The following is a 23,883-nucleotide window of genomic DNA, read 5'->3' on the forward strand; positions in this document are numbered from 1 at the left end:
CATTATTTTTTGTGGTTAAGCATCCGATTAGCGCAACGGCCGTGAATAGGCCAATTCATTTCGGTGAATGGACGCGGCCGCCTTTCCGAGGTGGGGTACGGCAATGGATGAGAAGGCCCTTGCGATCTGCCGCCGGGCATTTGCGACCCAGATGCTCGAAAAGGAGGGAATCACCAACGATCCTCCGCTGTGGAATGCGTTTTCCACGGTGCCTCGCGAACGCTTCCTGGGAGCGCCGCCCTGGAAGATGGCGCGATGGGACGGCTATCTCGACATTTCGGCGGACGATCCGTCCGTCCTTTACCAGGACGCACTCTTTGCCCTGCAGCACGAGCGCCAGGTGAATAACGGCAGCCCAAGCCTGCACGCGCGCGGCCTGCACCGGCTCCAACTCCGCACCGGGGAGACGGTGTGCCATATCGGTGCCGGCAGCGGATACTATACGGCCATGATGGCGCTGCTCGTCGGTCCAGCCGGCCGGGTGATCGCGGTGGAGTTCGACGAAGCCTTGGCGGCCCGCGCCGCCGGTAACCTGAAGGACTACGGCAACGTGGAGGTCGTCAATGCGAATGGCCTCGAATGGCCGAAAGAGCCGGTCGATGCTGTCTATGTCAGCTTTGCCGTTCATCGTCCGGCAGACCCATGGATTGACCGATTGAAGATCGGTGGACGGCTGATCTTTCCACTCGGCGTGCCGGATGTCGATGGCACCGGCCAACCGACCGGTCTCAGCTCTTACGCCGGGTTCTTCCTGATCGTGCGAAAGGACCAGGGCTACGACGCCACGTTTTTGGGCCCCGTCGTCTTCGTGTGGGGCGAGGCTGTCGTCGGGACGCTCGACAGCTATCGGGCGCTGGAAGGCGCCTTCCGCAACGGCGGCATGCGCGGGATCCACGCGTTGCGTTGGAAGACAAGGCCGAGAGAGGGCGAGTGGTACACGCAGGAGGACTGGGGCCTCGAATGACCCCAGACCCGGCCGCCATCACTCGGCGGCGATCTTGCCGGCCAGCTGGCGGTTCTTCATCAGCTTGTAGATGACTGAGTCCATCAGTGCCTGGAACGACGCGTCGATGATGTTCTCGGACACGCCGACCGTCCACCAGCGAACCCCATCGCTATCCGTGGATTCGATCAGGACGCGCGTGATCGCTTCCGTGCCGCCGTTGAGGATACGCACCTTGAAGTCCGCAAGCACGAGATCGTCGATCTCATGCTGATACTTGCCGAAGTCCTTGCGCAGCGCGAGGTCGAGCGCGTTGACCGGACCGTCGCCCTCGGCCACCGACATGACCGTGCTGCCATCGATGACCAGTTTGACCACCGCCTCCGAGACGATCTTCACCCGACCGTGGGAATCGAAGCGGCGTTCGACCATCACGCGGAAGCCCTCGACAGAGAAGAATTCCGGGATGGTGCCGAGCGTGCGGCGTGCAAGCAGCTCGAAACTCGCATCGGCACCCTCATAGGCGTAACCGGACGCCTCGCGTTCCTTTACCAGTGCAATCAGCCTGTCGAGCTTCGGATCGTCCTTGCCGACCTCAATGCCGCGCCGCTTCAGTGCGTTGATGAAGTTCGCCTTGCCCCCTTGGTCGGAGACCATGACCTTGCGGAAATTGCCCACGCTCTCCGGTGTGACGTGTTCGTAGGTACGCGGATCCTTCAGCAGCGCCGAGGCATGGATGCCGGCCTTTGTCGCGAAGGCGGATGCGCCGACGTAAGGCATCTGGTGATCCGGCGAGCGGTTCAGCAATTCATCGAAGGCGTGAGAAAGCCGCGTCAGGTTCACCAGCCTGTCGGCGTCGATCGTGGTCTCGAACCGCGACGAATAGGTTTCCTTCAGCGCGAGCGTCGGGATCAAGGTCACGAGATTGGCGTTGCCGCAGCGCTCGCCGATGCCGTTGAGCGTGCCCTGGATTTGGCGAACGCCTGCTTCCACGGCCGCCAGCGAATTGGCGACGGCCTGGCCGGTGTCATTATGGGCGTGGATGCCAAGACAGTGGCCGGGAACGCCGGCCGCGATCACGGCCTCGACGATGGAGCGGATTTCCGGCGGCTGGGTTCCGCCGTTCGTGTCGCAAAGGACAACCCAACGGGCGCCGGAATCGTAGGCGGTCTTCGCGCAGGCCAGTGCATAGGCCGGGTTCGCCTTGTAGCCATCGAAGAAATGCTCGCAGTCGACCATTGCTTCCTTGCCGGCTTCGACGGTCGCCTTGACGCTTTCGGCGATGCTTTCGAGGTTCTCCTCGTTAGTGCAGCCGAGCGCGACCTTCACATGGTAGTCCCAGCTCTTGGCGACGAAACAGATCGCGTCGCTCTTGGCCTGCAGCAGGCTCGCCAGCCCCGGATCGTTGGAGGCGGAGATGCCGGCACGTTTCGTCATGCCGAAGGCAACGAAAGAGGCTTGGGCCGTACGCTTCTGGCTGAAGAAGGCGGTATCGGTCGGGTTCGCACCCGGATAACCGCCCTCGACGTAATCAAGGCCGAAGTCATCAAGCATGGTGGCGATCGCGATCTTGTCCTCGACCGAAAAATCGATGCCGGGCGTCTGCTGCCCGTCGCGGAGTGTCGTGTCGAAGAGGTAGATCTTTTCGCGTGTCATGGTGTTCGTCCCGTCGCGGCCCTGCGGCTCGTTATTGTTTTCCGGCAAACTGGTCGGTTGCGCGGATCAGCTTGTCGAGGATGCCGGGCTCTGAATAGGCGTGGCCCGCTCCCTCGATCAGATGAAAGTCTGCCTTCGGCCAGGCCTTGTGCAGTGCCCAGGCATAACGCGCCGGGCAGGGCATGTCGTAACGGCCATGCACGATCACCCCGGGAATGTCCTTCAGCCTGTAGGCGTCGCGCAACAACTGCCCTTCGTCCATCCAGCCGGCGTTGACGAAGAAGTGGTTCTCGATCCGCGCAAAGGCATAGGCGAAGTCGGCGTCTTCGAACTTGCCGCTGGTCGATTTCTCCGGCAGCAGCGTGATGGTTTCGCCTTCCCAGATGCTCCAGGCCTTGGCGGCTTCGAGCCGTACGGCCTTGTCTGCATGTGTCAGCCGCCTGTGATAGGCGTGCATCATCTCGTGGCGCTCCTCCGGCGGGATCGGCGCGATGAAACGCTCCCACTTGTCAGGAAACATCTCGGAGACACCGAACTGATAGTACCAGTCGAGCTCGGCCTTTGTCAGCGTATAGATGCCGCGGACGATCAATTCGGAAACCCGCTCAGGGTATTTCTCCGCATAGGCGAGCGCAAGCGTCGAGCCCCACGAGCCGCCGAACACCTGCCACTTCTCAACGCCGGCCATTTCGCGAAGCCGCTCGATGTCGGCAACGAGATCCCAGGTCGTATTGGCGTTGAGGTCGGCATGAGGCGTGGATCGCCCGCAACCACGCTGGTCGAACAAGGTGACGTCGTAGAGAGCGGGATCGAACAACTGCCGGTGCGTCGGAGAGAAGCCGCCACCAGGTCCGCCATGCAGGAAGACAGCAGGCTTGGCCCCAGGCGTGCCGGAGCGTTCCCAATAGATCACATGGCCGTCGCCGACGTCGAGGTGACCGGACGCATAGGGTTCGATTGCGGGATAGAGCGTACGCAGGACTTCAGTCATATCTTCACGCCTTCGGCTGGCCAAAAAGTGGTGTCGTGGTCCGGGTGCTGGAAGGAGATGATCGCCTCCTGCCGCGAATAGAAATCGGGGTCGGTGTGGACCGGTTGGTCGAAGATCGTCTCGACCCACGGAAGACGCGCCTCGTAGTTCACCTGTATCTGCGGTGCGAGATCGCTGCGATCGTCGAAGGTTCCGATTGCAAGCTCCAGTCCGCCCGGGTGCCGGTAGGTCATCGGCGTGCCGCAGTTCTTGCAGAAGCCGCGCTCGATATTCACCGACGATTGGAAATAGGTGGGCTCGCCGCGCGTCCATTCCATGCCTTCTTCAGGTGCCGTCACCAGAGCCGAGAAGAAGCCACCGAACTGTTTCTGGCACATGCGGCAATGGCAGATCGAGGGGCGTCCAAGCTTGCCGTTGATGCGAAAGCGCACTGCGCCGCACTGGCATCCGCCGGTTCGGATAGGTTCACTCATGGGATGCTCCGCTGGGCCAATTGGCCGTGTCGTGATCGGGATGCTGTTGGTTGCTGGCTGCGATCGCGTTTTCGCGATCGGGCGTTTCGGCCTCGGGCTCGATCGGCAGGCCGTCCAGTTCATGGAACCAGATCATCTTGCGTCCGGTGTTGGATTGCATCACCGGCTTGACGCTGTTCGGCTCGTCGAGGGATCCAAGCACGATGTTCAAGGAATCGGATTCGGCGCTGTCATAGAAGAGAGGTGTTCCGCACGTTCCGCAGAAGCCGCGGCGCACGAGATCGGAGGAGTGAAACCAGGTCGGCTCCCCTCGCGTCAGCATGAACTCGGATCGCTGTGCGGCAGCCAGCGGCATGAAATAGTTTCCGGCGGCCTTCTGGCACATGCGGCAGTGGCAAAGATGCGGGTAGGCGAGCGGGCCCGCGGCACGGTAGCGAACCGCGCCGCATTGGCATCCGCCGCTGTGTGCCGCTAGTGTCGCCACGGACGTTCCCCTTCAGGCCACGTCGCCGTGTCATGGGCGGGATGCTGATAGGATACGATCTCAAGCACGAAGGGAGCTGCTTCCGCATCCTCTTCGGTCTGCCGCGCGGGAAGTTCGTGGAGATGATCGACGAACGCGATCCTGCCCTCCGTCCCGAACTGGATAACCGGCGGGAGCTCCGAGGGATCGTCAAACGCGCCGGCGGCAATTGCTATGCCGTCGGGCGCCTCATAGGTCAAAGGCGTGCCGCAGTCGCCGCAGAAGCCGCGTTCGACATAGTTTGACGAGCGGAACTTCTTGTGTTCGCCGCGCGTCCATTCAAGCTCGGCGCCGCGCACCGAGACGAGCGGTGCGTAGTAGGCGCCGAATGCCTTCTGGCACATGCGACAATGGCAGATCGACGAATCTTTCAGCGTCCCGCGAACGCGAAAGCGGACCGCTCCGCATTGGCATCCGCCGCTATAGGTGGTCACCGCTTCACCTCCCATGTCGTGATGCGTTCCCCGGTCGCCGCGTCCTTACCGTCCTTCAGCTGGATGCCTTCCGCGAGCAATGTGTCGCGAATGCTGTCCGCCTCGGCGAAGTTCTTCGCCTTCAACAGCTCCAGCCGCGTCTTGACTCGCCTGTCGATCTCGATGGCTACAGCCTCGTCGATCTCGGCCGCTTGCGGCAGGACACCAAGCAACTGCGCACTTGCGGCGAACGTCGCACGGTCTCCGGATTGGGCAAGAGCGTGCAGCGCCTGGATGGCCGCGACGGTATTGAGATCGTCGGCCAGCGCGTTGACGACCGACGCATCGGGTTTTGCATCGCCCGGTTCCGCCGCCGGCCATTTGGACAGCAGCCGCTCAGCCTCTTCCAGTCGCTTGATCGAGAAATCGATCGGCTCGCGATAATGCGTCATCAGCATCGCAACGCGCAGCACATCGCCCGGCCATTGGCGGCCGCCGAATTTCTCGGTGTGCAGCAATTCGTAGATGGTGACGAAGTTGCCTTCGGACTTCGACATCTTGCGGCCTTCGACCTGCAGGAAGCCGTTGTGCATCCAGACATTCGCCATGACCTTGGTGCCGTGGGCGCAACGCGACTGCGCGATCTCGTTTTCATGGTGAGGGAAGATCAGGTCCAGCCCGCCGCCATGGATGTCGAACACGTCGCCGAGATAGCGTCCACTCATGGCCGAGCACTCGATATGCCAGCCGGGACGACCGCGACCCCAGGGGCTCTCCCAGCCGGGCTCGCTCTCGCTCGACAGCTTCCAGAGCACGAAATCGCCAGGGCTCTTCTTGTGGGCGTCGACGGCAATGCGGATACCCGCCTGCTGTTCGTCCAGATTGCGCTTCGACAGCTGGCCGTAATCGGCCATCGACTTGGTGTCGAACAGCACTTCGCCGGCAGCCGTGTAGGCATGGCCGTTGGCAAGCAGCTTTTCGATGATGTCGATCATCTGGGCGATGTTGTCAGTGGCGCGCGGTTGCACCGTCGGCTCAAGGCAGCCGAGCGACTTGGCGTCGTCGAGAAACTGCTTCTCGGTCTTCTCTGTCACCGCCCGGATCGCTGCGTTGAGCGACAGGCCCGGATAGTCCCGTAGTGCCCGGGCGTTGATCTTGTCGTCGACGTCGGTGATGTTGCGCGCATAGGTGACGCGATCGCCGCCATAGACATGGTTCAGCAACCGGAAGAGGACATCGAAGACGATGACCGGGCGCGCATTGCCGATATGGGCGAAGTCGTAGACCGTCGGACCGCAGACATACATGCGGACATTCTGCGGATCGATCGGCGCAAAGACCGTCTTTTCGCGTGTCAGCGTATTGTACAGTTTGAGTTCCGGCGTTGGCGATCCCGACTGGCCGTCCATGTCTACTCTCCCAAAATGCAATGATCCGAAAAATACTTCCACCGGCGGGCCGGGGCGTTTCTCATCTTGGGTATTTGGGAGACGAAAACGGCCAGGCCAGCGAGCGCGCTAGCGAATAATCTTCCGGCAGATAATGCAGATAACCGTTTTCATGGCGGGTTTTATGGCGCGGGAATGGGGTTTGGTCAAGAGGGTGAGAAGCGGTCCGGCGCTAGCCGGAGCAATCGATCCAGCGAATCGATTGCAGCGCCGAACGCCTGAAGCGGAAAGGCACGACCGGGCCATGCCAATCGCACAGACCTCACAAAATTCTGCTACAAAGCGCTGGGAAGTAGGAAAGACTCCTGACGTGAAAACCCTCGATCGAATGGTCCTCGCAACGGTGATTCTCGCTGTCGCGATTGCATCGTATCTGGCATACGATCACGCCATGGCACCATTCACCTCTCCGACGCTTGCAGACTATCCCATCCAGGGCATCGACATCAGCCATCATCAGGGTGCCATCGATTGGCAAGCGCTCGCGCGCCAAGGGAACGTCCGCTTCGTAATCATGAAGGCGACGGAGGGCGGCGACCACCGCGACAAGCGCTTTGCCGAGAACTGGAAGGCCTCAAAGGACGCGGGCCTTGTGCGTGGCGCCTATCACTTCTTCACCTTCTGTCGACCGGGTCGCGAGCAGGCACGCAATCTGATCGAAACGGTGCCGGTTGAAACCGACGCGCTGCCGATTGCCATCGATCTCGAATTTACCGGCAACTGCGGCAAGGTGCCGACTGTCGATGAGCTGAGTGCCGAGATCGGCGCTTTCTTTGCGGAACTGAACGGCGCCTATCCCGGCAAGCCGATCTTCTATCTGAACCAGCAGTTCTTCGAGCAGTATTTCAGGGGAAACGAAGCGCGTTTCCCTGATCACTATCTCTGGCTGCGCAGTATCGCGCAGGAGCCAGGTCAAAAGGATTGCCGGAATTGGTCAATCTGGCAGTTCGCCGACAATGGCACTCTGGACGGTATTCAAGGCCCGGTCGATCTGAACGCGCTGTGTCCATCGGAAACAGGCTTCGCACACCTGTTCCCGGCAATGGCGGTAGACTGACGCGTGCTTATTCCGGCAGGCGGTAGTCGACCAGCTTGTTCTCGCGCACGACGAACAGCTTGCCCGTTTCCGTCACGTCGGGGCCGACCAAGGGCAGGATCGCCTTGGCGATCTCGGATGGGTGAGGCAGGGTTTCGGGGTTCTCACCCGGTACCGCCTGCGCACGCATCGCAGTGCGCGTCGCGCCTGGATCGACGCTGGTGATGCGCAGCGGAGTGCTCTGGCTTTCTCCGGCCCAGGTGCGTGCCAGAGCCTCTACGGCGGCCTTGGACGCGGAGTAGGGACCCCAGAACGGGCGACACTTGTGAGCCGCGCCTGAGGAAAGGATAACCGCGCGTCCGGCGTCCGAGCGCATCAGCAGCGGATCGACGGAGCGGATCAGGCGCCACGTCGCGGTGACGTTGATGTTCATCACCTTTTCGAAGGTCTTCGCCTCGACGTGGCCGATTGGCGAGATCACGCCAAGCACGCCGGCATTGGCAACCAGGATGTCGAGCTTGCCCCAGCGTTCGAAGATCGAGGCGCCCAGCGCGTCGATGGCGTTCATGTCGGCAAGGTCGAAGGGGACGAGCGTCGCGGAACCACCGATGGCCTTGATGGCGTCGTCGAGGTCCTCGAGGCCGCCCACGGTGCGGGCGCAGGCAATCACGTGCGCCCCGGCCTTCGCCAGTTCCAGCGCCGTGAAATAGCCGATGCCACGGGAGGCGCCGGTGACGACCGCGATCTTGCCTTCAAGGTTGATAGTCATGGTCCCCCGGTTCCCCCGTAGCTGAAAAAGCAAGGGGCGCAATAAGCGCCCCTTGCTCAAATGTCAAAGCCAATGGCTATCAGCCGTTGGTCGCCAGCAGCGAAACCTTGCGGCCCATCGTCTCGCCTTCCTTGTCGAGGAGGCGGGTCGGGTAGTCACCGGTGAAGTAGTGATCGGTGAACTGCGGACGGGCATCGTTGCGATCCTCGCCGCCGACGGCGCGATAAAGGCCGTTGATCGACAGGAATTCCAGGGAGTCCGCGCCGATATATTTGCACATGGCTTCGAGGCTGTCGTACTGGTTGGCCAGCAGCTTCTCGCGATCCGGCGTGTCGATGCCGTAGAAATCGGGATAGTAGATCATCGGGCTTGCGACGCGCAGGTGTACTTCCTTGGCACCGGCATCGCGGATCATCTGCACGATCTTCAGCGAGGTGGTGCCGCGTACGACCGAATCGTCAACGAGCACGACGCGCTTTCCTTCGATCATCGCCCGGTTGGCGGAGTGCTTCAGCTTCACGCCGAACGCACGGATCTGCTGCGTCGGTTCGATAAAGGTACGACCGACATAGTGGTTGCGGATGATGCCGTATTCGAAGGGGATACCGCTTTCCTGGGCGTAGCCGAGGGCTGCCGGCGTGCCGCCATCCGGAACGGGAACGACGACGTCGGCGTCGACGGGCGCTTCCTTGGCAAGGTTGATGCCCATGTTCTTGCGCGCGACGTAGACGCTACGTCCACCGACGACCGAGTCCGGACGGGCGAAGTAGACATATTCGAAGAGGCAGAGGCGCTCCGGCAGGCCGTTGCCGGCTTTGCGGGCGTCGATCGAGATCGAACCGTCAGGCTGGATCTCGCAGATGATGACTTCGCCGTTCTCGACGTCGCGGATGAATTTGGCGCCGATGATGTCGAGTGCGCAGGTTTCCGACGCGAAGATCGGCTTGCCATCGAGCTCGCCCATGACCAGCGGACGAATGCCCGTGGGGTCGCGCGCTGCAATCAGCTTCGTGCGCGTCATGGCGAGCATCGAGTAACCGCCTTCCATCTGGCGGATCGCGTCGATGAAGCGGTCGGCCGTGGAGGTGTAGCGCGAGCGGGCGATGAGGTGGAGAACGACTTCCGTATCCGAGGTCGACTGACAGATGGCGCCGCCGGCGATCAACTGACGACGAAGCGTCAGGCCGTTGGTGAAGTTGCCGTTGTGGGCAATGGCGATGCCGCCGACTTCAAGCTCGGCGAAGAGCGGCTGCACGTTGCGGAGCGCGACTTCACCTGTTGTGGAATAGCGATTGTGGCCGATGGAAATATTGCCGGGCAGGCGGGCGAGGGTGGTTGGATCCGTATAGTGATCGCCGACCAGACCCATGTGCCGCTCGGAGTGGAAGCGCAGGCCGTCGAAGGAAACGATGCCGGCTGCTTCCTGCCCGCGATGCTGCAGGGCATGCAGGCCAAGCGCCGTCAGGGTCGACGCATCGTCATGGCCAAGAATGCCGAAGACGCCGCATTCTTCGTGGAGCGTGTCTCCATCGAGTTCGTCATTGAGCGTCACGGGATAAGACTGGTTCATCGATGCGGGCCTTTGCTCTCACAAGAATGGATCGGCTTCCATAGCATGACGCCGTGATCATGCGTTTTAAACGGCTGAGGCCCGGCGGAGCGGATGCCCGGCCGGACCTTTATTCACGTTCCGCTCAAATGGCAATTGCCAGGTGGCGGGTCAAGCTGTTGAACACTGCGTCAATTAGACGGCTGCTGTGCACCATTTGCAGGGGCGGGCGCTGCGTCTTCGGCTGGCGCTTGGTCGGATGCCGGCGCATTGCCGTTCTCCGCGTTGCCGCCCTGCGGCTGAATTTTCTCCATCACGCTCGCCCGAACGACCTGCGCAAGTTCCGCTGGCAGCACGGACTGCAACTTGACGACCATCGAGTCCAGGAACGGCTTCGACTTGGCGTTGTTCACCCAGTTCGGGCGATGATCCACGTCCACGAGCCAGTTCCAGAAGGCGACGGCTACGACAAGAAGAAGTATGCCCCTAGCCGCGCCGAAGAGAAAGCCCAAAGTGCGGTCGAGCGCGCCGATACGGCTGTCGATGATGAAGTCGGCGATCTTCATGGTGATAAAGGAGATCACGATCAGCGCGATCAGGAACACCACGGCAGCCGAGCCGACGATCGCGATACGGTCGTCGTCGGTGTACTTCTTCGCGTAGGGGACGATGTAGGGGTAAAAATAGTATGCGGCGGCTGCGGAGCCGCCCCAGCTGGCGATTGAAAGAACTTCGCGGGAGAAGCCGCGCACCATTGCAAGTACGGCGGAGAAAAGAACGACGCCGATAACAATACCGTCGAAAATCGTAATGGGCATATAAATTCTACTCCAGGACGGCCGCTTATCCGCGGCTCAGTCGCGCCTCATTGCGTGCTTCCTATATCATCACCGATAGCAGCGATGAAAGGATCAAACCTCATCTTCCACACGTCGCAGAGCGCCTTTCGAGCCCGCGATCCGTGCAACCAGATCCGGCAGGCTTTCGATCTCGCTCCAGCGACCACCCGTGCCCTTCGGCAGTTCGGCGGAACCCGACGGAAGCAGCGCTGCAGAAAAACCCAGCTTCTCGGCTTCTTTGAGGCGCTGGGTCGTGTGCGCAACCGGTCGAACGGCGCCCGACAGGCTGACTTCGCCGAAATAGACACAATCAGCGGGAAGGGCAATACCAGCCAGCGATGAAACGAGGGCCGAAGCGACCGCAAGGTCCGCCGCCGGTTCGGAAATGCGGTACCCGCCGGCAATGTTGAGATAGACGTCGTGCTGGCCGAGGCGGACGCCGCAATGCGCTTCGAGCACTGCCAGGATCATCGACAGCCGCGCCGAGTCCCAGCCGACGATCGCACGCCGTGGCGTGCCCAGCGATGTCGGGGCGACAAGCGCCTGCACTTCCACCAGGATCGGGCGCGTCCCTTCCATTCCGGCAAAGACTGCAGCGCCCGGTGATTTCTCGTTGCGCTCGCCGAGGAATAGCTCGGAGGGGTTGGCAACCTCGCGCAATCCCTTGTCCGACATTTCGAACACGCCGATCTCGTCGGTCGGTCCGAAGCGGTTCTTGACCGTCCGCAGGATGCGGTAGTGGTGGCCGCGATCGCCTTCGAAATAGAGGACGGCATCAACCATGTGTTCGACGACACGGGGGCCGGCGATCTGCCCGTCCTTGGTGACATGGCCGACGAGCACCATGGCGGCACCCGTCTGCTTGGCAAAACGGATCATCGCTTGGACGCCGGTGCGAACCTGCGTCACCGTTCCCGGCGCGGACTCGGCAAGATCGCTCCACAACGTCTGGATGGAATCGATGATGACCAGGTCAGGACGCTTGCCTTCCGCCAATGTCGCCAGAATGTCCTCGACGTTGGTTTCCGCAGCAAGCAGGACGTCGGTATCGGCCGCTTGCAGGCGCTGTGCACGAAGCCGCACCTGCGCCACAGCCTCTTCGCCTGATACGTAGATGATCCGGTGCCCGCGCCGGGACAGCGCCGCCGCCCCCTGCATCAGCAGCGTCGACTTGCCGATTCCCGGATCGCCGCCGATCAGGACTGCGGAGCCGCGCACGAAGCCGCCGCCCAGAGCCCGGTCAAGCTCCGATATGCCGGTATGAATGCGCGGTGCTTCCTCGATCTCGCCCGACAAGGCGGTGAGCGCGACGGCGCGGCCCTTCTTCGGCGTCTTTGCCGGGCCGCCGCCGATCCCGCCCATGGGATCTTCCTCGACGATGGTATTCCACTCGCCGCAGTTCTCGCACTTGCCGGCCCAGCGGCTGTGGATGGTGCCGCAGCTTTGGCAGATGAATTGTGTCCTGGCCTTCGCCATTGTTGCCGCTTCCTTCGCAGGCGCCGGTTTGCCGGCTCGAATCAGTCGTGTCGCTCAAATAATCATTCGCGGTACGGATCAAAACTAATGATTTCCCTATCAGCGGCTGCGGTGGCATCTCTTCTCCACTGTCTTGGAGTTGGAAGATGCTGGACTATTCTCTCGCGCACTGGATCACGTTTCTGACGGCGGCGGTGTTGCTCAATCTCTCACCGGGGCCGGATATGGCGTTTATTCTCGGCCACACGGTCAAGAGCGGCATCCGTACCGGCTTTGCAGCGCTGTTCGGGATCTGGACGGGGGCGTGCCTGCATGTGGCGCTGGCGGCCTTCGGTCTTTCTGCCATCCTCGCCGCGTCGGCATTGGCCTTCTCGGCGGTGAAGTGGATCGGCGCGATCTATCTCGTCTGGCTCGGCATCCAGGCCTTGCGCTCGAATAGCGATGGCGGGCTGGTCAACGCCGCACGCGATGTCCTGCCGTGGCATCGTGTCTATCGGCAGGGAATCCTCGTGTCGCTGTTGAACCCGAAGGTCGCGATCTTCTTCCTGGCCTTCCTGCCTCAGTTCGTAGTGGAGGGCGCAGGGCCGACATGGCTGCAGCTCGCGGTCCACGGCGTCCTGATCATTGTCGTCGCCGCGTTCATCGAGCCGCCGCTCATTCTCGCCGGTGGTCGTCTTGCCAATCTCATCAAGCGCAAGAAGAGCATTGGCCTGTGGCTCGATCGCGGCCTTGGCGCCTTGCTGGTTGCACTCGGCGTCCGACTGGCGTTGACGGCCCGCTAGACCGCAGCGCCGTCGTCTTCGACATAGCGGCGCTCATGCCGCAGCCCGATGCTGGTGAGGATTTCGTAGCCGATCGTCCCGGCGGCGCGGGCAACGTCGTCGACCGGCATGTTCCTACCGAACAGTTCGATGTAATCACCTGATCTTACAGAGTTTTCCGGAAGGTCAGTCACATCGAAGATCGTCAGGTCCATGGTGATCCGTCCGGCGACGGGCACCCTGCGCCCGGCAATGAAGCCCTGACCGCCCTGGGGAACGACCTGCCGCAAAGGCACGCCGCCGCTCGATTGGCTGCGCATATAACCGTCAGCATAGCCCGCCGAAACGATCGCAAGGCGGCTGTCGCGTGTCAGTTGCATTGCCCGTCCATAGCTTACGGCTTCGCCCGCCTTGACGGTGCGAACCTGGATTACCCTGGCCTCCGCCGTCACCACCGGTCGCATCGGGTTGGCCATCCCTGTGACAGCCTCGCCTCCGTAGATGGTGATGCCGGGACGGGTGACGTCGAAATGATAGTCGCTGCCGAGGAAAATGCCGCCGGAGGCCGCGAGGCTTGAATCGATACCTTCATAGGCGGCGCTAACCCTGCGGAATGATTCAAGCTGTTGCTTGTTGATCGGGGAAGTGTGGTCGTCCCCGCAGGTGAGGTGGCTCATGACAAGGACCGGCGAAAAGCTCGCCGGACGGGAGACGTCGTCGGCAAGGGCGATCGCCTCGTCCATGGCAATGCCCAGCCGGTTGAAGCCGGTGTCGATGTGCAATGCGCAGGGATAGTCCCCGTAGTCGGCAAGAACGGCCATCCAGAGAGCCAGCTGCTCCTCGGACGAGATCACCGGCACGAGATCGTTTTCGAAGAAACGCCGCTCGGTGCCGGGCCAGATACCGGAGAGGACGAAGATGCGGGCCTCTGGCGCATAAAGCCTGAGCGTCACGCCCTCATCGACGGTCGCGACGAAGAAATCGCGTGCACCTGCCAGATAGAGTGCTTCGCCTGCGTCCTCGATCCCCGTGCCGTAGGCGTCGGCCTTGACGACGGCTGCCGCACGCGCCCGTCCGGAGCGGCGTGCCATGTCCTTCCAGTTGTCGGTTAGAGCCGTCAGATTGACGGTAAGGCGCAAGCCGGCGGAATCGAAGGTGTTCTCGTCTTCAAAGGTATCGGAAAATTCTGTCATGGATGCGCCGCTGAAAAGGGGAATTGCAATGGAGACGCCAGTCTAAAGATCAATATGGCAAAGAGAAAGCGCCGGGGCAGGATATCCGCTCATTGATCACTTTTGTTCAAGACGCAAACAGCGCCGTGCGCTAAATAAGCGCTATGCAGAACATCTCGCAGAAACAGGCCGCGGAAGCGATGCCGCTCGCCAACGTCGAGAAAACACGCTTCTGGCGGGACCGAAGCTTCCGCGACATGGAATGTCTGACCGCCAGCTTCCTCACGCACGAATACGCGCCCCATGCGCACGATACCTTCAGCATCGGAGCGATCGAGAGCGGCAGCCAGATCGCAACGATGAAGGGACGGCGGGAGGAGACCGGTCCCGGTGACCTCTACCTCATCGACCCCGGCGTCGTTCACGATGGCCATCCCGGTGGCGAGGGCTATCGCTATCGAATGATCTACCCGGATACGAAACTCTTCGTCGATATCCTCGAGGATGTGAGCGGCAAGGCGTTCAACGCGACGCCTTCGTTTCCGAGGGAGCTTCCTCACGATCCACAGATGGCGAGCGATTTTCACGCCGCGCATCGGGCACTGGAGAGCGGTGCAGGGGCACTGGAATCCGAAGAGGGCATGTTCCGGGTTCTGGCCGCGCTGTTTTCGAGATACGGCAGTGCCATCGTCGTGCCCGTCGATACCCGCGAGCGCACGGCCGTCGGTCGCGCCCACGATTACCTGATCGACAATTTCGACACCGATATCGGGCTGGAGGAGCTTGCGGAGGTCACGGGCCTCAGTCGCGCTCACCTCATCCGCGCATTCCGCAAAGAGTACCACATCACGCCGCACGCTTTTCTCACGGACAAGCGGGTGCGCGAGGCCAGAAAGCTGCTGCGCGCCGGATGGACGCCCGCGGATGTGGCAGTTCGCTGCGGCTTTGCCGATCAGGCCCACTTCACCCGGCATTTCAAGGCGCGCACCGGCACGACGCCGGCACAATACCGCGCAGGCTGATCACTTTCGTTCAATACGACGGCTTCTCGTTCGCATAACACCTCCATTCCTTGAGACTACTGGAGGTCATGATGCTGAACCGGAAACAGGCGGCCGGCGAATTCTTCGCCGGAACGCGCGCCATCCTGCCATTGATTGTCGCCGTCATTCCGATCGGCTTGGTCTTTGGCGCCATATCGGCCACGAAGGGCCTGTCGACGCTGGAGGCGGCGCTGATGAGCGCGCTGGTTTTCGCCGGCGGTTCGCAGTTCGTCGCGATGGATATCTGGACCCATCCGGCAAGCTGGGCAGGCGTTGGCTTTGCCGCACTCCTCGTCAATATCCGGCACGTGCTGATGAGCGCCTCGATCGGCACCAAGATGAAGTCTTTTTCCGGCCTCCAGAAATACGCATCCATGTTGTTCCTTGCCGACGAGCTTTGGGCGATGGCCGAGTTCCGGGCCGCCGAGACACGCCTTACGCCATGGTGGTTTGCGGGTATCGCCGCGCCGTTCTATGCGGCCTGGGTCGGTTCGTCGGTTGCCGGCTCCCTGCTGGGGGCATTCCTCGGAGACCCGACAGTCATCGGACTGGATTTCGCCTTTCCTGCGGTCTTCGTCGTGCTCGTCATGGGCTTCTGGAAGGGGCGTGACACCGGTGCGGTGCTTGCCGCAAGCGGTCTCGCCGCGGTGTTGACGCATCAGTTCGTGCCCGGCGTCTGGTATATCGCCGCGGGCGCGCTTGCCGGGCTTGGTGCGGCTATGTGGACTGGCAAGGCAAGGGAAGTCGCAGCGTGACCGTCGATCTTCATACCGTCATCGCCATCATCGCAATGGCTGCGGCAACCATCTTCACACGCGTCAGCGGTCTCGTTCTCATTCGTCACGCGACGATGAATGAGCAATGGCGGACGGCGATCGAAGCGATCCCGCCCGCTGTGCTGATGGCCGTCATCGCGCCAACCGCGTTTTCCACCGGCTGGGCCGAGACGATCGCCTGTGCGCTCACCGCTGTGGCTGCTCGACGCCTGCCGATGCTGGCAAGCGTCGTCGTTGGGGTCGTCACCGTTGCCGCGCTGCGGGCAACAGGCATTTGATCAGGAAAGGCACTGAGGCGAGCCTTCGCCTCAGTGCTCCTCGTACTGGGTGAATGACGGATCGGCGAGGTCGGCGAAGCGCGTGTATTCCGACTGGAAGGCGAGCTTCACCGTACCGGTCGGTCCGTGACGCTGCTTGGCGATGATCACGTCGGCCGTGCCCTTCACCTTGTCCATATGCGCTTCCCATTCCGGATACTTCGGATCGTGGATGTCGCGCGGTTCGGAGTTCTTGACGTAGTATTCCTCACGGAACACGAAGAGCACCACGTCCGCGTCCTGCTCGATCGATCCCGATTCACGAAGGTCGGAGAGCTGCGGGCGCTTGTCGTCGCGGCTTTCCACGCCACGCGACAGCTGTGAAAGCGCGATGATCGGAACGTTGAGTTCCTTGCCCAGCGCCTTGAGGCCGGTGGTGATCTGGGTGATTTCCTGTACGCGGTTCTCGCCCGATTTGCCGGAGCCTGTCATGAGCTGGATGTAGTCCACCACGAGGCAATCGAGGCCACGCTGGCGCTTCAGGCGGCGGGCGCGGGCAGAGAGCTGCGCGATCGAGATACCACCGGTCTGGTCGATGTAGAGCGGCACCTTCTGCATCATCATCGAGCAGGCGACGAGCTTTTCGAAGTCGGCGTCGTTGATGTCACCGCGGCGGATCTTCGAGGAGGAGACTTCCGTCTGCTCGGAGATGATACGCGTGGCGAGCTGTTCCGACGACATTTCGAGCGAGTAGAAGCCGACGACGCCGCCCTGCTTGGCCTTGAAGGAGCCATCAGATTGCACTTCGCCTTCATACGCGGCGGCGATGTTGTAGGCGATGTTGGTGGCAAGCGAGGTCTTGCCCATGCCGGGACGTCCGGCCAGCACGATCAAGTCGGACCGCTGCAGGCCGCCCATCTTTGAATCCAGCGAGTGGATGCCGGTGGAGATGCCGGAGAGGCCGCCGTCGCGTTCCTTGGCGACAGCTGCCATGTCGATCGCCAGCGCGACCGCATCGTTGAACGCCTGGAAGCCGCCATCGTAGCGGCCGTTTTCGGCAAGCTCGAACAGGCGACGTTCAGTGTCTTCGATCTGCGACTGCGGCGGCATGTCGAGCGGCGCGTCGTACGCGATGTTGACGACGTCTTCGCCGATGGTGATCAGCGCGCGGCGCAACGCCAGATCGTAGATCGCGCGGCCATAGTCTTCGGCGTTGATGATGGTCACGGCTTCGCGGGCGAGGCGGGCGAGATATTCGGAGACCGTCATCTCGCCGACCTTGTCGTCGGCCTTCAGGAACGTCTTGATCGTCACCGGATTGGCGATCTTGCCCATGCGGATGATATCGCCTGCGACCTCATAGATCTTGCGATGCAGCGGCTCGTAGAGATGGATGGGCTTGAGGAAGTCCGAGACACGGTAATAGGCGTCGTTGTTCATCAGAATGGCGCCGAGAAGCGCCTGTTCGGCCTCGATGTTGTTGGGTGCCTCGCGGTAGTGCTGCTCCGCTGGGGTAACCGCGGCAATCTTTCGAGCAACGTCGTTCATCTTGATCCGTTCTGTGTTTTCAAGCTTCGGGTGTGCAATCCACGCACGAGAAAATCAAGTGCAGCGCGGCAACAGGTCTGCTCGAGATTCGAATCCGCCGGGGCTTTGCCCGTTGTTCGACTTCTCCACAGCGGCACTTGCGGTGCCGCTGAAAATAGCGAAAGTGTAACCGTCAGGACACGCGGGCAAAACGACTCACTGCGGTTCAGCGTTCGTGATATTTTAGCTGTTTGACAGCTACCTTGCATCGAAAGTCTGCAATTTCAGACTTGAAAAGCCTCCAAAATCATTGTAGATAGCAAAGATATAATTAGTGCACTAATTAAATTGGAGCTGAACTTTATGGTGAATGCCACTCTCGGACGCGAAATCATTGAGGATCTTGCGGCTTTCAATCGAAAGCTCCGGGCGGCCTTCGATTCCCTTGTGCGCGAGCGGAACATGACGCTTCCCCGCGCTCGGGTGTTCTTCACCCTGAACAAGAAGGATGGCATTAACCAGCGCGAACTCGCCGACCGGCTCGAGCTCGAGACGCCGACACTGGTTCGCATTCTCGATGCCATGGAAGGGCAGGGCTTCGTTCAGCGACGTGTCGCGGGCAACGACCGACGCGCCAAGGAGATCTACATGACCGAGACCGGACGGGTGGTCGCGGGCGAGATCAACGATATTGCCGTAAATCTGCGTGCACAGGTGATCGATGGTATTTCCGAAGGCGACTTGCGAACTACCTTGAATGTTATACGGGCCATGCAAGCCAACCTGCAGGGCATTCGCGAAGCGTGAGGGCCTTTGAATGAGCCTTGCCGAGAGCGCCAACGACAATGTCGCGCCCAAGCCCGTTGAACAGGCGGCTCAGCCTCAGCCATCGCCCGCGCCTCAGTTGTTAGCTCCCGCATGGCTGCCTGTATATATCGCGGCGTCGGCTCTGTTGTTCCTTACACAGGGTCTCGGCATGAACCTTGTGAACGCGAATATCTATCAGCTGCAAGGTTCGTTCTCTGCCACCACCAACGAGGTCTCCTGGCTGTCGGCTGCCTATATGGCTCCCTACGCCAGTCTCTCGATCGCGCTGTTCAAGATCCGGACCCAGTATGGACTGCGACGTTTCGCTGAACTTGGGATCATCTGCTTCGTCGTTGCCGCTGCGCTCAATCTGCTGGTCACCGATCTGCATTCGGCGATCGTCGTGCGCGCCATCAGCGGCATGGCCGCGGCCCCGCTTTCGACCCTCGGCTTCCTTTATATGCTGGAGCCTTTTCCGCCGGAGCGGAAACTGACCGTCGGGATCAGCTTTGCGCTCACCTGCACGCTGTTTGCATCACCGGTTGCCCGCATCATTTCGCCGTCGCTGCTGCAGTTCGGAGGTTACAACGCTCTTTACATGTTCGAGATGGGATTGGCATTGATTGCGTTTGCGATCATCTACACGCTGCCGCTCACCGCGCCGCCGCGGGCTGTCGTCATCCAGCGTCTCGATATCCTGAGCTATCTGCTGCTGGCGATCGGCTTCGGCTGTCTCGCCGTCGTGCTGACGCTTGGACGTCTGTACTGGTGGTTCGAAGCCCCTTGGCTCGGTGTCCTGCTCGCCGTTTGCGTGGGGTCCCTTGCGCTGATGCTGGCAATCGAACTGCCGCGTTCCAATCCGCTGATCGATTTCCGCTGGGTGTTGTCAGGACCAAACCTGCGGATGGCGGGTGTGCTGCTACTCTTCCGCTTCGTTTCATCGGAGCAATCGTCGTCCGCAGCCAGCTTTTACCAACAGCTCGGGCTCCTCAACGATCAGACCGTCACGCTGTACGCGATCATCCTGGTCGCGTCGCTTCTCGGCGGATTGTTATGCGCGGCGCTGATGACCACACGCTATGTGGAAACCGCGCATGTGCTTGCCCTGGCCCTGATAGCGGGCGGCGCCTATATGGATAGCCAGTCGACGAGCCTGACGCGCCCCGAGCAGATGTATCTCAGTCAGGCGATGGTGGCAGCCGGCGCGGCCATGTTTCTGCCCCCTGTTATGGCAAGGGGGTTCAAGTCGGCGATGGCGCGCGGCACGCCGTTCATTGTGAACTTTCTAGCGATCTTCACCTTCACGCAGAGTATCGGATCGCTGTTTGCGTCCGCGGTACTGGGAACGTTCGTCACCATCCGCGAGAAGTTCCATTCGAACGTGCTTGTCGAACAGATACTGCTGCAGGATCCGATCGTTGCCCAGCGCGTGTCGCAGCTGGCATCCTCCTATAGCAAGGTCATCACCGACAAGACGTTGCTCAATGCGGAAGGTTTGGCGCTCCTCGGTCAGCAGGTGACGCGCGAGGCCTTTGTCCTTGCCTACAACGATTCCTTCCTTGTCATCTGCTATGTCGCGCTCCTCGGGCTCGCGCTCATCCTGCTTCACCAGCTGTGGCTGCGTGTTGCCGATTGGGGGGCAACGCGGCAGGTCGGCATCACCGCGGCTCAATCGTAATCTTAGAGTTCATTCATGTTCAGGTTTCTTCGCTCTCCGTCCACGCTCATTGCGCTTCTCGCCGGCATCGTCGGTGTTCTCCTCGTGCTCTATGCCTGGCGGTTGCCACCCTTCGTGACGTCGGTGGAGACCACCGACAACGCCTATGTGCGCGGCTACGTGACGATCATGAGCCCGCAGGTCAGCGGCTATGTCGTTGACGTGCCCGTGAAGGACTATCAGCAGGTGAAGCAGGGCGATACGCTGGCAAAGATCGACGATCGCATCTATGCACAGAAGCTGAGCCAGGCGCGCGCCGCCCTCGACGGCCAGAAGGCGTCGCTCGACAATTCGCGCCAATCCGAGTTGTCCGCCAAGGCAACGATTGCCTCCAGCGAAGCGCAGATCGACAGCGCGAATGCGGCGCTCAAGAGGGCGCAGCTCGCCTGGGACCGTGTGAGCAATCTAAACGACCGCGGCATTGCGTCTGCAAGCGAAACTGAGCAGGCCCAGGCGACACTGGAGCAGGCCAAGGCTGCCCTGAACCAGGCGCAGGCCGCACTTGAGGTCTCCAAACAGAACCTCGCGACCATCATCGTCAATCGCTCGCTCCTGGAGGCAAACGTCGCGAGTGCGGAAGCGGCCGTGCAGCTTGCCGAGATCGACCTTCAGAACACCACCATCAGCGCGCCTCGGGATGGCCATCTTGGAGAGGTCGGCGTTCGCCTTGGGCAATATGTGACGGCGGGAACGCAGCTGATGGCGGTCGTGCCGGAGGATGTCTGGATCGTCGCGAATTTCAAGGAAACGCAGCTTGAGGGGATGCAGGCGGGGCAGCCGGTCTCCTTCTCCGTTGACGCGCTGGGTCGGCAGAAGCTGACGGGCCGCGTCGAACGCTTTTCGCCCGCCGCGGGCTCGGAGTTTGCGGTGATCAAGGCCGACAACGCCACGGGCAATTTCGTCAAGATCGCGCAGCGCATCGGCGTGCGGATCAGCATCGATCCGGGGCAGGAGCTGGCGAAGCAACTGACGCCAGGCATGTCGGTAGTCGTCAGCATCGACAAGAGCGCCGAGCCTGAGCAGGCGCCGGCACCACAATAGCAAAAAGGCCCGGCGTTGAACCGGGCCTTTCTGTTTCAGAGACTACTCTCCAAAAATCATGCTTCGTCTTCGAAGTTGCCGTCAGCTTCCGGATCGAAGAAGTCTTCCGGACGCAGAGCGTCTTCGTCAACGCCGTAGATCGCGTCAACGGAGGTGAGGGTTTCGCCCTTTGCCTGACGCTCAGCTTCTTCAGCCGAACGAGCGACGTTGAGCTCGATATGGATCTCGACTTCAGCGTGAAGCTGCAGTTCAACCTTGTGGATGCCGATCGCCTTGATCGGGGTGTTCAGGTGAACCTGGTTGCGGCCGATGTTGAAGCCTTCGGCAGCGAGGATTTCAACGACATCGCGAGCCGCGACCGAGCCGTACATCTGGCCGGTTTCGCCAGCCGAGCGAACGACGACGAAGGACTTGCCTTCGAGGGCGTCGGCAACCTTCTGGGCTTCAGACTTGCGCTCGAGGTTACGAGCTTCAAGCGTTGCGCGCTCGGATTCGAAACGCTTCTTGTTGGCTTCGTTGGAACGAAGAGCCTTGCCGAGCGGCAGGAGGTAGTTACGAGCAAAGCCGTCGCGAACCTTTACGGTTTCGCCCATCTGGCCGAGCTTGGAGATGCGTTCAAGAAGAATGACTTCCATTTGAGAGTTCCTTTCGTGTCTTTAGATTTTTGTGTCGGTCTGTTTGGGGGCATCGGCATCCTTGTTGGGGGTCAGTGCGATCGCCTTTCGGGTGTCGCCCAGGCCCAGGACCAGGATGAAGAAGGCTGGCAGCAGCAGAAGCAGCGAAGCCAGGTAGCAAAGGATGAGCGCGGGCAAGCGCCAGTCCTTGCCGCGCGTGCGAAAATGCAGTGCGGCGAAGCCGGAGAGCAGAAAGCCGGCACCGAATGTGCCGACGATTGTTGCTCCGACCATCGCCGGAATGCCGCCGAAGAAGGTGGCGGCGAGACCGACGAGGAAGACGAAGATCGAGTTGCGGTTCATGCGCAGCGCCGAGGGAATGTCCTCACGCGGACGCAGGCCGCGGCCGGAGACGCTGACGATGCGCGACGCGACATAGTAGGCGGCAAACAGCATCAGAACCCACATGCCGCCCTGGATCGCCGGCAGCATCAGCAGGACCAACGATTTGGTCTGGGCAATGGTGGCCGCATCAGGGGCAAATTCGGACTGCTGCTGCGAGATCGAGCTGAACAGCGCGTCGACCATGCGGTCGATCAGCTCCGGTCCGTAGCCGATCATGACGCCGACGACGATGACGGCGATGGTCACCAGCCCACACAGGTGCAGCAGAATGTCGGACAGCGGGTACCACGCCATCAGGTGATCCGGACCACCGAGCTCGGAGGCCGGACGGGCAAGGTTTGCAAGATGGCTCAGCCATCCGGCCGGCAGCAGCGTGACCAGCGTCATCAACAGCGCAAAGGAAGGCGAGATGGCGATCGCACCGAGCACGGCGGCGGTAATGACGGAAGAGATTGCCGCCAGATTGCCCCAACCGAGGCCGACAAGAAGAATGGGAAGGGCGGAAGCAGCGTAAAGAACAGCACTGAACGACGGCTGCATGCTTGCGCCGAGCACCAGAAGTGCGGCGGTCAATCCGGCGAGCGCGCCGATGCCTAGCGTTTTTGTGTTCAGTTGGTTCACGGTCGCTGTCCTGCTTCATCAAGCAGTTAGAGGGTTCTTCTGAATCGATTTCAGAATGCCTCAACATGGGTTTTAAGAATTCCGATCCGCGCCCATCGCGAAAGGGAGAAGGGAAGGCATTGCTGCCTTCCCTCGATTTGGTCTCGTCAGCTGATTAAGCGACGACGTACGGCAGCAGGCCGAGGAAACGAGCGCGCTTGATCGCCTGAGCGAGTTCGCGCTGCTTCTTCTGCGAAACAGCCGTGATACGGGAAGGAACGATCTTGCCGCGCTCGGAAATGTAGCGCTGCAGGAGACGAACGTCCTTGTAGTCGATGCGCGGAGCGTTTGCGCCGGAGAACGGGCAAGTCTTGCGACGACGGTGGAACGGACGACGTACCGGTGCGGAGGAAGATTCAGACATTCTCAGTTCTCCTTATGCACGGTCTTCGCGCGGAGCGCGATCAGGGCGCGGGCCACGCTGGAAGTCGCCGTCACGGCGCGGCGGACGATCGCCGAATTCGCGGCGCGGGCCACGGTCGCCGCCTTCACGCGGGCCGCGGTCGTCGCGGTCGCGCTTCTGCATCATGGCAGACGGGCCTTCTTCGTGGGCTTCAACAGCGATCGTCATGTAGCGCAGGACGTCTTCGCTGATGCGCATCTGACGTTCCATTTCCTGCACGGCAGCAGCCGGGGCGTCGATGTCGACGAGAACGTAGTGAGCCTTGCGGTTCTTCTTGATGCGGTAGGTCAGGGACTTGAGGCCCCAGTTTTCTACGCGCCCGACCTTACCGCCGTTAGCTTCGAGGACACCCTTGTACTGTTCTACGAGGGCATCAACCTGCTGAGCGGAAATATCCTGTCGGGCAAGGAATACATGTTCATAAAGAGCCATGACAGCTTTGCCTTTCTTGCGTTTATTCACCCGATATTCGGCGGCTAAGCCTCAACGACTGCTCCTGAATGGGCGGACCCAGGCAAGAAAAGCGTTTCCGAGACGGTCGAGAGCGGAGACACGGGAGGCTGGAACGCTTCCGTTCCGACGAT

At 61.2% G+C, this 23,883-nt stretch carries 25 protein-coding genes; 9 read left to right on the forward strand and 16 right to left on the reverse strand.

Translation table 11 applies throughout. The annotated features are described in order from the left end of the window. Nucleotides 1-103 precede the first annotated feature (103 nt). The gene (locus A6U87_RS04620; protein ID WP_065690009.1) at nt 104-964 is read left to right on the forward strand and encodes a protein-L-isoaspartate O-methyltransferase; all 861 of its coding nucleotides are present in this window, start codon (nt 104-106) and stop codon (nt 962-964) included. A gap of 18 nt (nt 965-982) precedes the next feature. On the opposite strand, the gene cimA is transcribed toward A6U87_RS04620, so the two are convergent. Genes cimA through cysS form a run of 6 tightly spaced genes read right to left on the reverse strand, consistent with a single transcriptional unit; the run spans nt 983 to nt 6,408 of the window. Beyond that, a complete protein-coding gene (gene cimA, locus A6U87_RS04625) occupies nt 983-2,599 on the reverse strand; it encodes a citramalate synthase (RefSeq protein WP_065690279.1) in 1,617 nt (538 codons plus the stop codon). Between the two features lie 31 nt (nt 2,600-2,630). Next, a complete protein-coding gene (gene pip, locus A6U87_RS04630; protein ID WP_065690010.1) occupies nt 2,631-3,590 on the reverse strand; it encodes a prolyl aminopeptidase in 960 nt (319 codons plus the stop codon). After that, nucleotides 3,587-4,063, reverse strand: a complete 477-nt coding sequence (locus A6U87_RS04635) for a GFA family protein (protein ID WP_065690011.1) — start codon at nt 4,061-4,063, stop codon at nt 3,587-3,589. Before A6U87_RS04635 ends, pip begins: the two co-directional genes overlap by 4 nt. Next, entirely contained in the window at nt 4,056-4,547 is a 492-nt protein-coding gene (locus A6U87_RS04640; RefSeq protein WP_065690012.1) for a GFA family protein, read from the reverse strand. Before A6U87_RS04640 ends, A6U87_RS04635 begins: the two co-directional genes overlap by 8 nt. Beyond that, nucleotides 4,535-5,020 carry a GFA family protein gene (locus tag A6U87_RS04645; RefSeq protein WP_065690280.1) on the reverse strand — a complete coding sequence of 162 codons (486 nt, stop codon included), beginning with the start codon at nt 5,018-5,020 and terminating at the stop codon, nt 4,535-4,537. Before A6U87_RS04645 ends, A6U87_RS04640 begins: the two co-directional genes overlap by 13 nt. Beyond that, on the reverse strand, nt 5,017-6,408 hold the full coding sequence (gene cysS / locus A6U87_RS04650; protein ID WP_065690013.1) for a cysteine--tRNA ligase: 1,392 nt from the start codon (nt 6,406-6,408) through the stop codon (nt 5,017-5,019). The genes A6U87_RS04645 and cysS overlap by 4 nt, the downstream gene beginning before the upstream one ends. 349 nt (nt 6,409-6,757) lie before the next feature. Between cysS and A6U87_RS04655 the strand changes: the two genes are divergently transcribed. After that, a complete protein-coding gene (locus A6U87_RS04655; protein WP_065690014.1) occupies nt 6,758-7,504 on the forward strand; it encodes a GH25 family lysozyme in 747 nt (248 codons plus the stop codon). Between the two features lie 7 nt (nt 7,505-7,511). Here A6U87_RS04655 and A6U87_RS04660 read toward each other — a convergent pair whose 3' ends face one another. The 4 genes from A6U87_RS04660 to radA all read right to left on the reverse strand — a co-directional run bounded on the left by A6U87_RS04660 (nt 7,512) and on the right by radA (nt 12,116). Next, nucleotides 7,512-8,252: an SDR family NAD(P)-dependent oxidoreductase gene (locus A6U87_RS04660; RefSeq protein WP_065690015.1), complete on the reverse strand. Its 741-nt coding sequence runs from the start codon at nt 8,250-8,252 to the stop codon at nt 7,512-7,514. Nucleotides 8,253-8,331: 79 nt separating this feature from the next. Beyond that, nucleotides 8,332-9,822 carry an amidophosphoribosyltransferase gene (gene purF, locus A6U87_RS04665; protein WP_065690016.1) on the reverse strand — a complete coding sequence of 497 codons (1,491 nt, stop codon included), beginning with the start codon at nt 9,820-9,822 and terminating at the stop codon, nt 8,332-8,334. A 170-nt stretch (nt 9,823-9,992) separates the two neighbouring features. Then, the gene (locus A6U87_RS04670; protein WP_065690017.1) at nt 9,993-10,619 is read right to left on the reverse strand and encodes a CvpA family protein; all 627 of its coding nucleotides are present in this window, start codon (nt 10,617-10,619) and stop codon (nt 9,993-9,995) included. A 93-nt stretch (nt 10,620-10,712) separates the two neighbouring features. Further along, entirely contained in the window at nt 10,713-12,116 is a 1,404-nt protein-coding gene (gene radA, locus A6U87_RS04675; RefSeq protein ID WP_065690018.1) for a DNA repair protein RadA, read from the reverse strand. A 146-nt stretch (nt 12,117-12,262) separates the two neighbouring features. Here radA and A6U87_RS04680 point away from each other — a divergent pair, with 146 nt between their 5' ends. Continuing rightward, nucleotides 12,263-12,898: a LysE family translocator gene (locus A6U87_RS04680; protein WP_065690019.1), complete on the forward strand. Its 636-nt coding sequence runs from the start codon at nt 12,263-12,265 to the stop codon at nt 12,896-12,898. Here the strand turns inward: A6U87_RS04680 and alr are convergent. After that, nucleotides 12,895-14,070 carry an alanine racemase gene (gene alr / locus A6U87_RS04685; protein ID WP_065690020.1) on the reverse strand — a complete coding sequence of 392 codons (1,176 nt, stop codon included), beginning with the start codon at nt 14,068-14,070 and terminating at the stop codon, nt 12,895-12,897. The two genes, A6U87_RS04680 and alr, sit on opposite strands and share 4 nt — an antisense overlap. A gap of 179 nt (nt 14,071-14,249) precedes the next feature. Between alr and A6U87_RS04690 the strand changes: the two genes are divergently transcribed. The 3 genes from A6U87_RS04690 to A6U87_RS04700 all read left to right on the forward strand — a co-directional run bounded on the left by A6U87_RS04690 (nt 14,250) and on the right by A6U87_RS04700 (nt 16,146). Next, nucleotides 14,250-15,071, forward strand: coding sequence for an AraC family transcriptional regulator (locus A6U87_RS04690; protein ID WP_065690281.1), 822 nt, complete (start codon nt 14,250-14,252; stop codon nt 15,069-15,071). 71 nt (nt 15,072-15,142) lie between these two features. After that, the gene (locus A6U87_RS04695; RefSeq protein WP_065690021.1) at nt 15,143-15,847 is read left to right on the forward strand and encodes an AzlC family ABC transporter permease; all 705 of its coding nucleotides are present in this window, start codon (nt 15,143-15,145) and stop codon (nt 15,845-15,847) included. Beyond that, complete coding sequence (locus tag A6U87_RS04700; protein WP_065690022.1) at nt 15,844-16,146, forward strand: AzlD family protein; 303 nt, start codon at nt 15,844-15,846, stop codon at nt 16,144-16,146. The genes A6U87_RS04695 and A6U87_RS04700 overlap by 4 nt, the downstream gene beginning before the upstream one ends. A gap of 30 nt (nt 16,147-16,176) precedes the next feature. Here the strand turns inward: A6U87_RS04700 and A6U87_RS04705 are convergent, their stop codons facing one another. Then, nucleotides 16,177-17,673 carry a replicative DNA helicase gene (locus tag A6U87_RS04705; protein WP_065690023.1) on the reverse strand — a complete coding sequence of 499 codons (1,497 nt, stop codon included), beginning with the start codon at nt 17,671-17,673 and terminating at the stop codon, nt 16,177-16,179. 342 nt (nt 17,674-18,015) lie between these two features. Here A6U87_RS04705 and A6U87_RS04710 point away from each other — a divergent pair, with 342 nt between their 5' ends. The 3 genes from A6U87_RS04710 to A6U87_RS04720 are packed head-to-tail and all read left to right on the forward strand — an operon-like array spanning nt 18,016 to nt 21,217. After that, nucleotides 18,016-18,459 (forward strand): MarR family winged helix-turn-helix transcriptional regulator, encoded by a 444-nt coding sequence (locus tag A6U87_RS04710; protein WP_065690024.1) that lies wholly within the window; start codon nt 18,016-18,018, stop codon nt 18,457-18,459. Nucleotides 18,460-18,469: 10 nt separating this feature from the next. Further along, nucleotides 18,470-20,137: an MFS transporter gene (locus tag A6U87_RS04715; RefSeq protein WP_065690025.1), complete on the forward strand. Its 1,668-nt coding sequence runs from the start codon at nt 18,470-18,472 to the stop codon at nt 20,135-20,137. Between the two features lie 15 nt (nt 20,138-20,152). Further along, nucleotides 20,153-21,217, forward strand: a complete 1,065-nt coding sequence (locus A6U87_RS04720; RefSeq protein ID WP_065690026.1) for an HlyD family secretion protein — start codon at nt 20,153-20,155, stop codon at nt 21,215-21,217. A gap of 56 nt (nt 21,218-21,273) precedes the next feature. On the opposite strand, the gene rplI is transcribed toward A6U87_RS04720, so the two are convergent. The 4 genes from rplI to rpsF form a co-directional block, all read right to left on the reverse strand. Next, nucleotides 21,274-21,852 (reverse strand): 50S ribosomal protein L9, encoded by a 579-nt coding sequence (gene rplI / locus A6U87_RS04725; RefSeq protein ID WP_065690027.1) that lies wholly within the window; start codon nt 21,850-21,852, stop codon nt 21,274-21,276. Nucleotides 21,853-21,873: 21 nt separating this feature from the next. After that, on the reverse strand, nt 21,874-22,857 hold the full coding sequence (locus tag A6U87_RS04730) for a DUF2232 domain-containing protein (protein WP_065690028.1): 984 nt from the start codon (nt 22,855-22,857) through the stop codon (nt 21,874-21,876). A gap of 154 nt (nt 22,858-23,011) precedes the next feature. Further along, complete coding sequence (gene rpsR, locus A6U87_RS04735) at nt 23,012-23,260, reverse strand: 30S ribosomal protein S18 (RefSeq protein WP_007531286.1); 249 nt, start codon at nt 23,258-23,260, stop codon at nt 23,012-23,014. A 12-nt stretch (nt 23,261-23,272) separates the two neighbouring features. Next, nucleotides 23,273-23,731: a 30S ribosomal protein S6 gene (gene rpsF / locus A6U87_RS04740; RefSeq protein WP_037134580.1), complete on the reverse strand. Its 459-nt coding sequence runs from the start codon at nt 23,729-23,731 to the stop codon at nt 23,273-23,275. Between the last annotated feature and the right edge of the window lie 152 nt (nt 23,732-23,883).

The organism is Rhizobium sp. AC44/96 (genome assembly GCF_001692185.1).
GTDB lineage: Bacteria > Pseudomonadota > Alphaproteobacteria > Rhizobiales > Rhizobiaceae > Rhizobium.

Coding starts and splice junctions, on each gene's coding strand:
- A6U87_RS04620 (WP_065690009.1), top strand. CDS start 104: ATGGATGAGAAGGCCCTTGCGATCTGCCGCCGGGCATTTGCGACCCAG.
- cimA (WP_065690279.1), bottom strand. CDS start 2,599: ATGACACGCGAAAAGATCTACCTCTTCGACACGACACTCCGCGACGGG.
- pip (WP_065690010.1), bottom strand. CDS start 3,590: ATGACTGAAGTCCTGCGTACGCTCTATCCCGCAATCGAACCCTATGCG.
- A6U87_RS04635 (WP_065690011.1), bottom strand. CDS start 4,063: ATGAGTGAACCTATCCGAACCGGCGGATGCCAGTGCGGCGCAGTGCGC.
- cysS (WP_065690013.1), bottom strand. CDS start 6,408: ATGGACGGCCAGTCGGGATCGCCAACGCCGGAACTCAAACTGTACAAT.
- A6U87_RS04660 (WP_065690015.1), bottom strand. CDS start 8,252: ATGACTATCAACCTTGAAGGCAAGATCGCGGTCGTCACCGGCGCCTCC.
- purF (WP_065690016.1), bottom strand. CDS start 9,822: ATGAACCAGTCTTATCCCGTGACGCTCAATGACGAACTCGATGGAGAC.
- A6U87_RS04670 (WP_065690017.1), bottom strand. CDS start 10,619: ATGCCCATTACGATTTTCGACGGTATTGTTATCGGCGTCGTTCTTTTC.
- radA (WP_065690018.1), bottom strand. CDS start 12,116: ATGGCGAAGGCCAGGACACAATTCATCTGCCAAAGCTGCGGCACCATC.
- A6U87_RS04680 (WP_065690019.1), top strand. CDS start 12,263: ATGCTGGACTATTCTCTCGCGCACTGGATCACGTTTCTGACGGCGGCG.
- alr (WP_065690020.1), bottom strand. CDS start 14,070: ATGACAGAATTTTCCGATACCTTTGAAGACGAGAACACCTTCGATTCC.
- A6U87_RS04690 (WP_065690281.1), top strand. CDS start 14,250: ATGCCGCTCGCCAACGTCGAGAAAACACGCTTCTGGCGGGACCGAAGC.
- A6U87_RS04695 (WP_065690021.1), top strand. CDS start 15,143: ATGCTGAACCGGAAACAGGCGGCCGGCGAATTCTTCGCCGGAACGCGC.
- A6U87_RS04705 (WP_065690023.1), bottom strand. CDS start 17,673: ATGAACGACGTTGCTCGAAAGATTGCCGCGGTTACCCCAGCGGAGCAG.
- A6U87_RS04710 (WP_065690024.1), top strand. CDS start 18,016: ATGGTGAATGCCACTCTCGGACGCGAAATCATTGAGGATCTTGCGGCT.
- A6U87_RS04715 (WP_065690025.1), top strand. CDS start 18,470: ATGAGCCTTGCCGAGAGCGCCAACGACAATGTCGCGCCCAAGCCCGTT.
- A6U87_RS04720 (WP_065690026.1), top strand. CDS start 20,153: ATGTTCAGGTTTCTTCGCTCTCCGTCCACGCTCATTGCGCTTCTCGCC.
- rplI (WP_065690027.1), bottom strand. CDS start 21,852: ATGGAAGTCATTCTTCTTGAACGCATCTCCAAGCTCGGCCAGATGGGC.
- rpsR (WP_007531286.1), bottom strand. CDS start 23,260: ATGTCTGAATCTTCCTCCGCACCGGTACGTCGTCCGTTCCACCGTCGT.
- rpsF (WP_037134580.1), bottom strand. CDS start 23,731: ATGGCTCTTTATGAACATGTATTCCTTGCCCGACAGGATATTTCCGCT.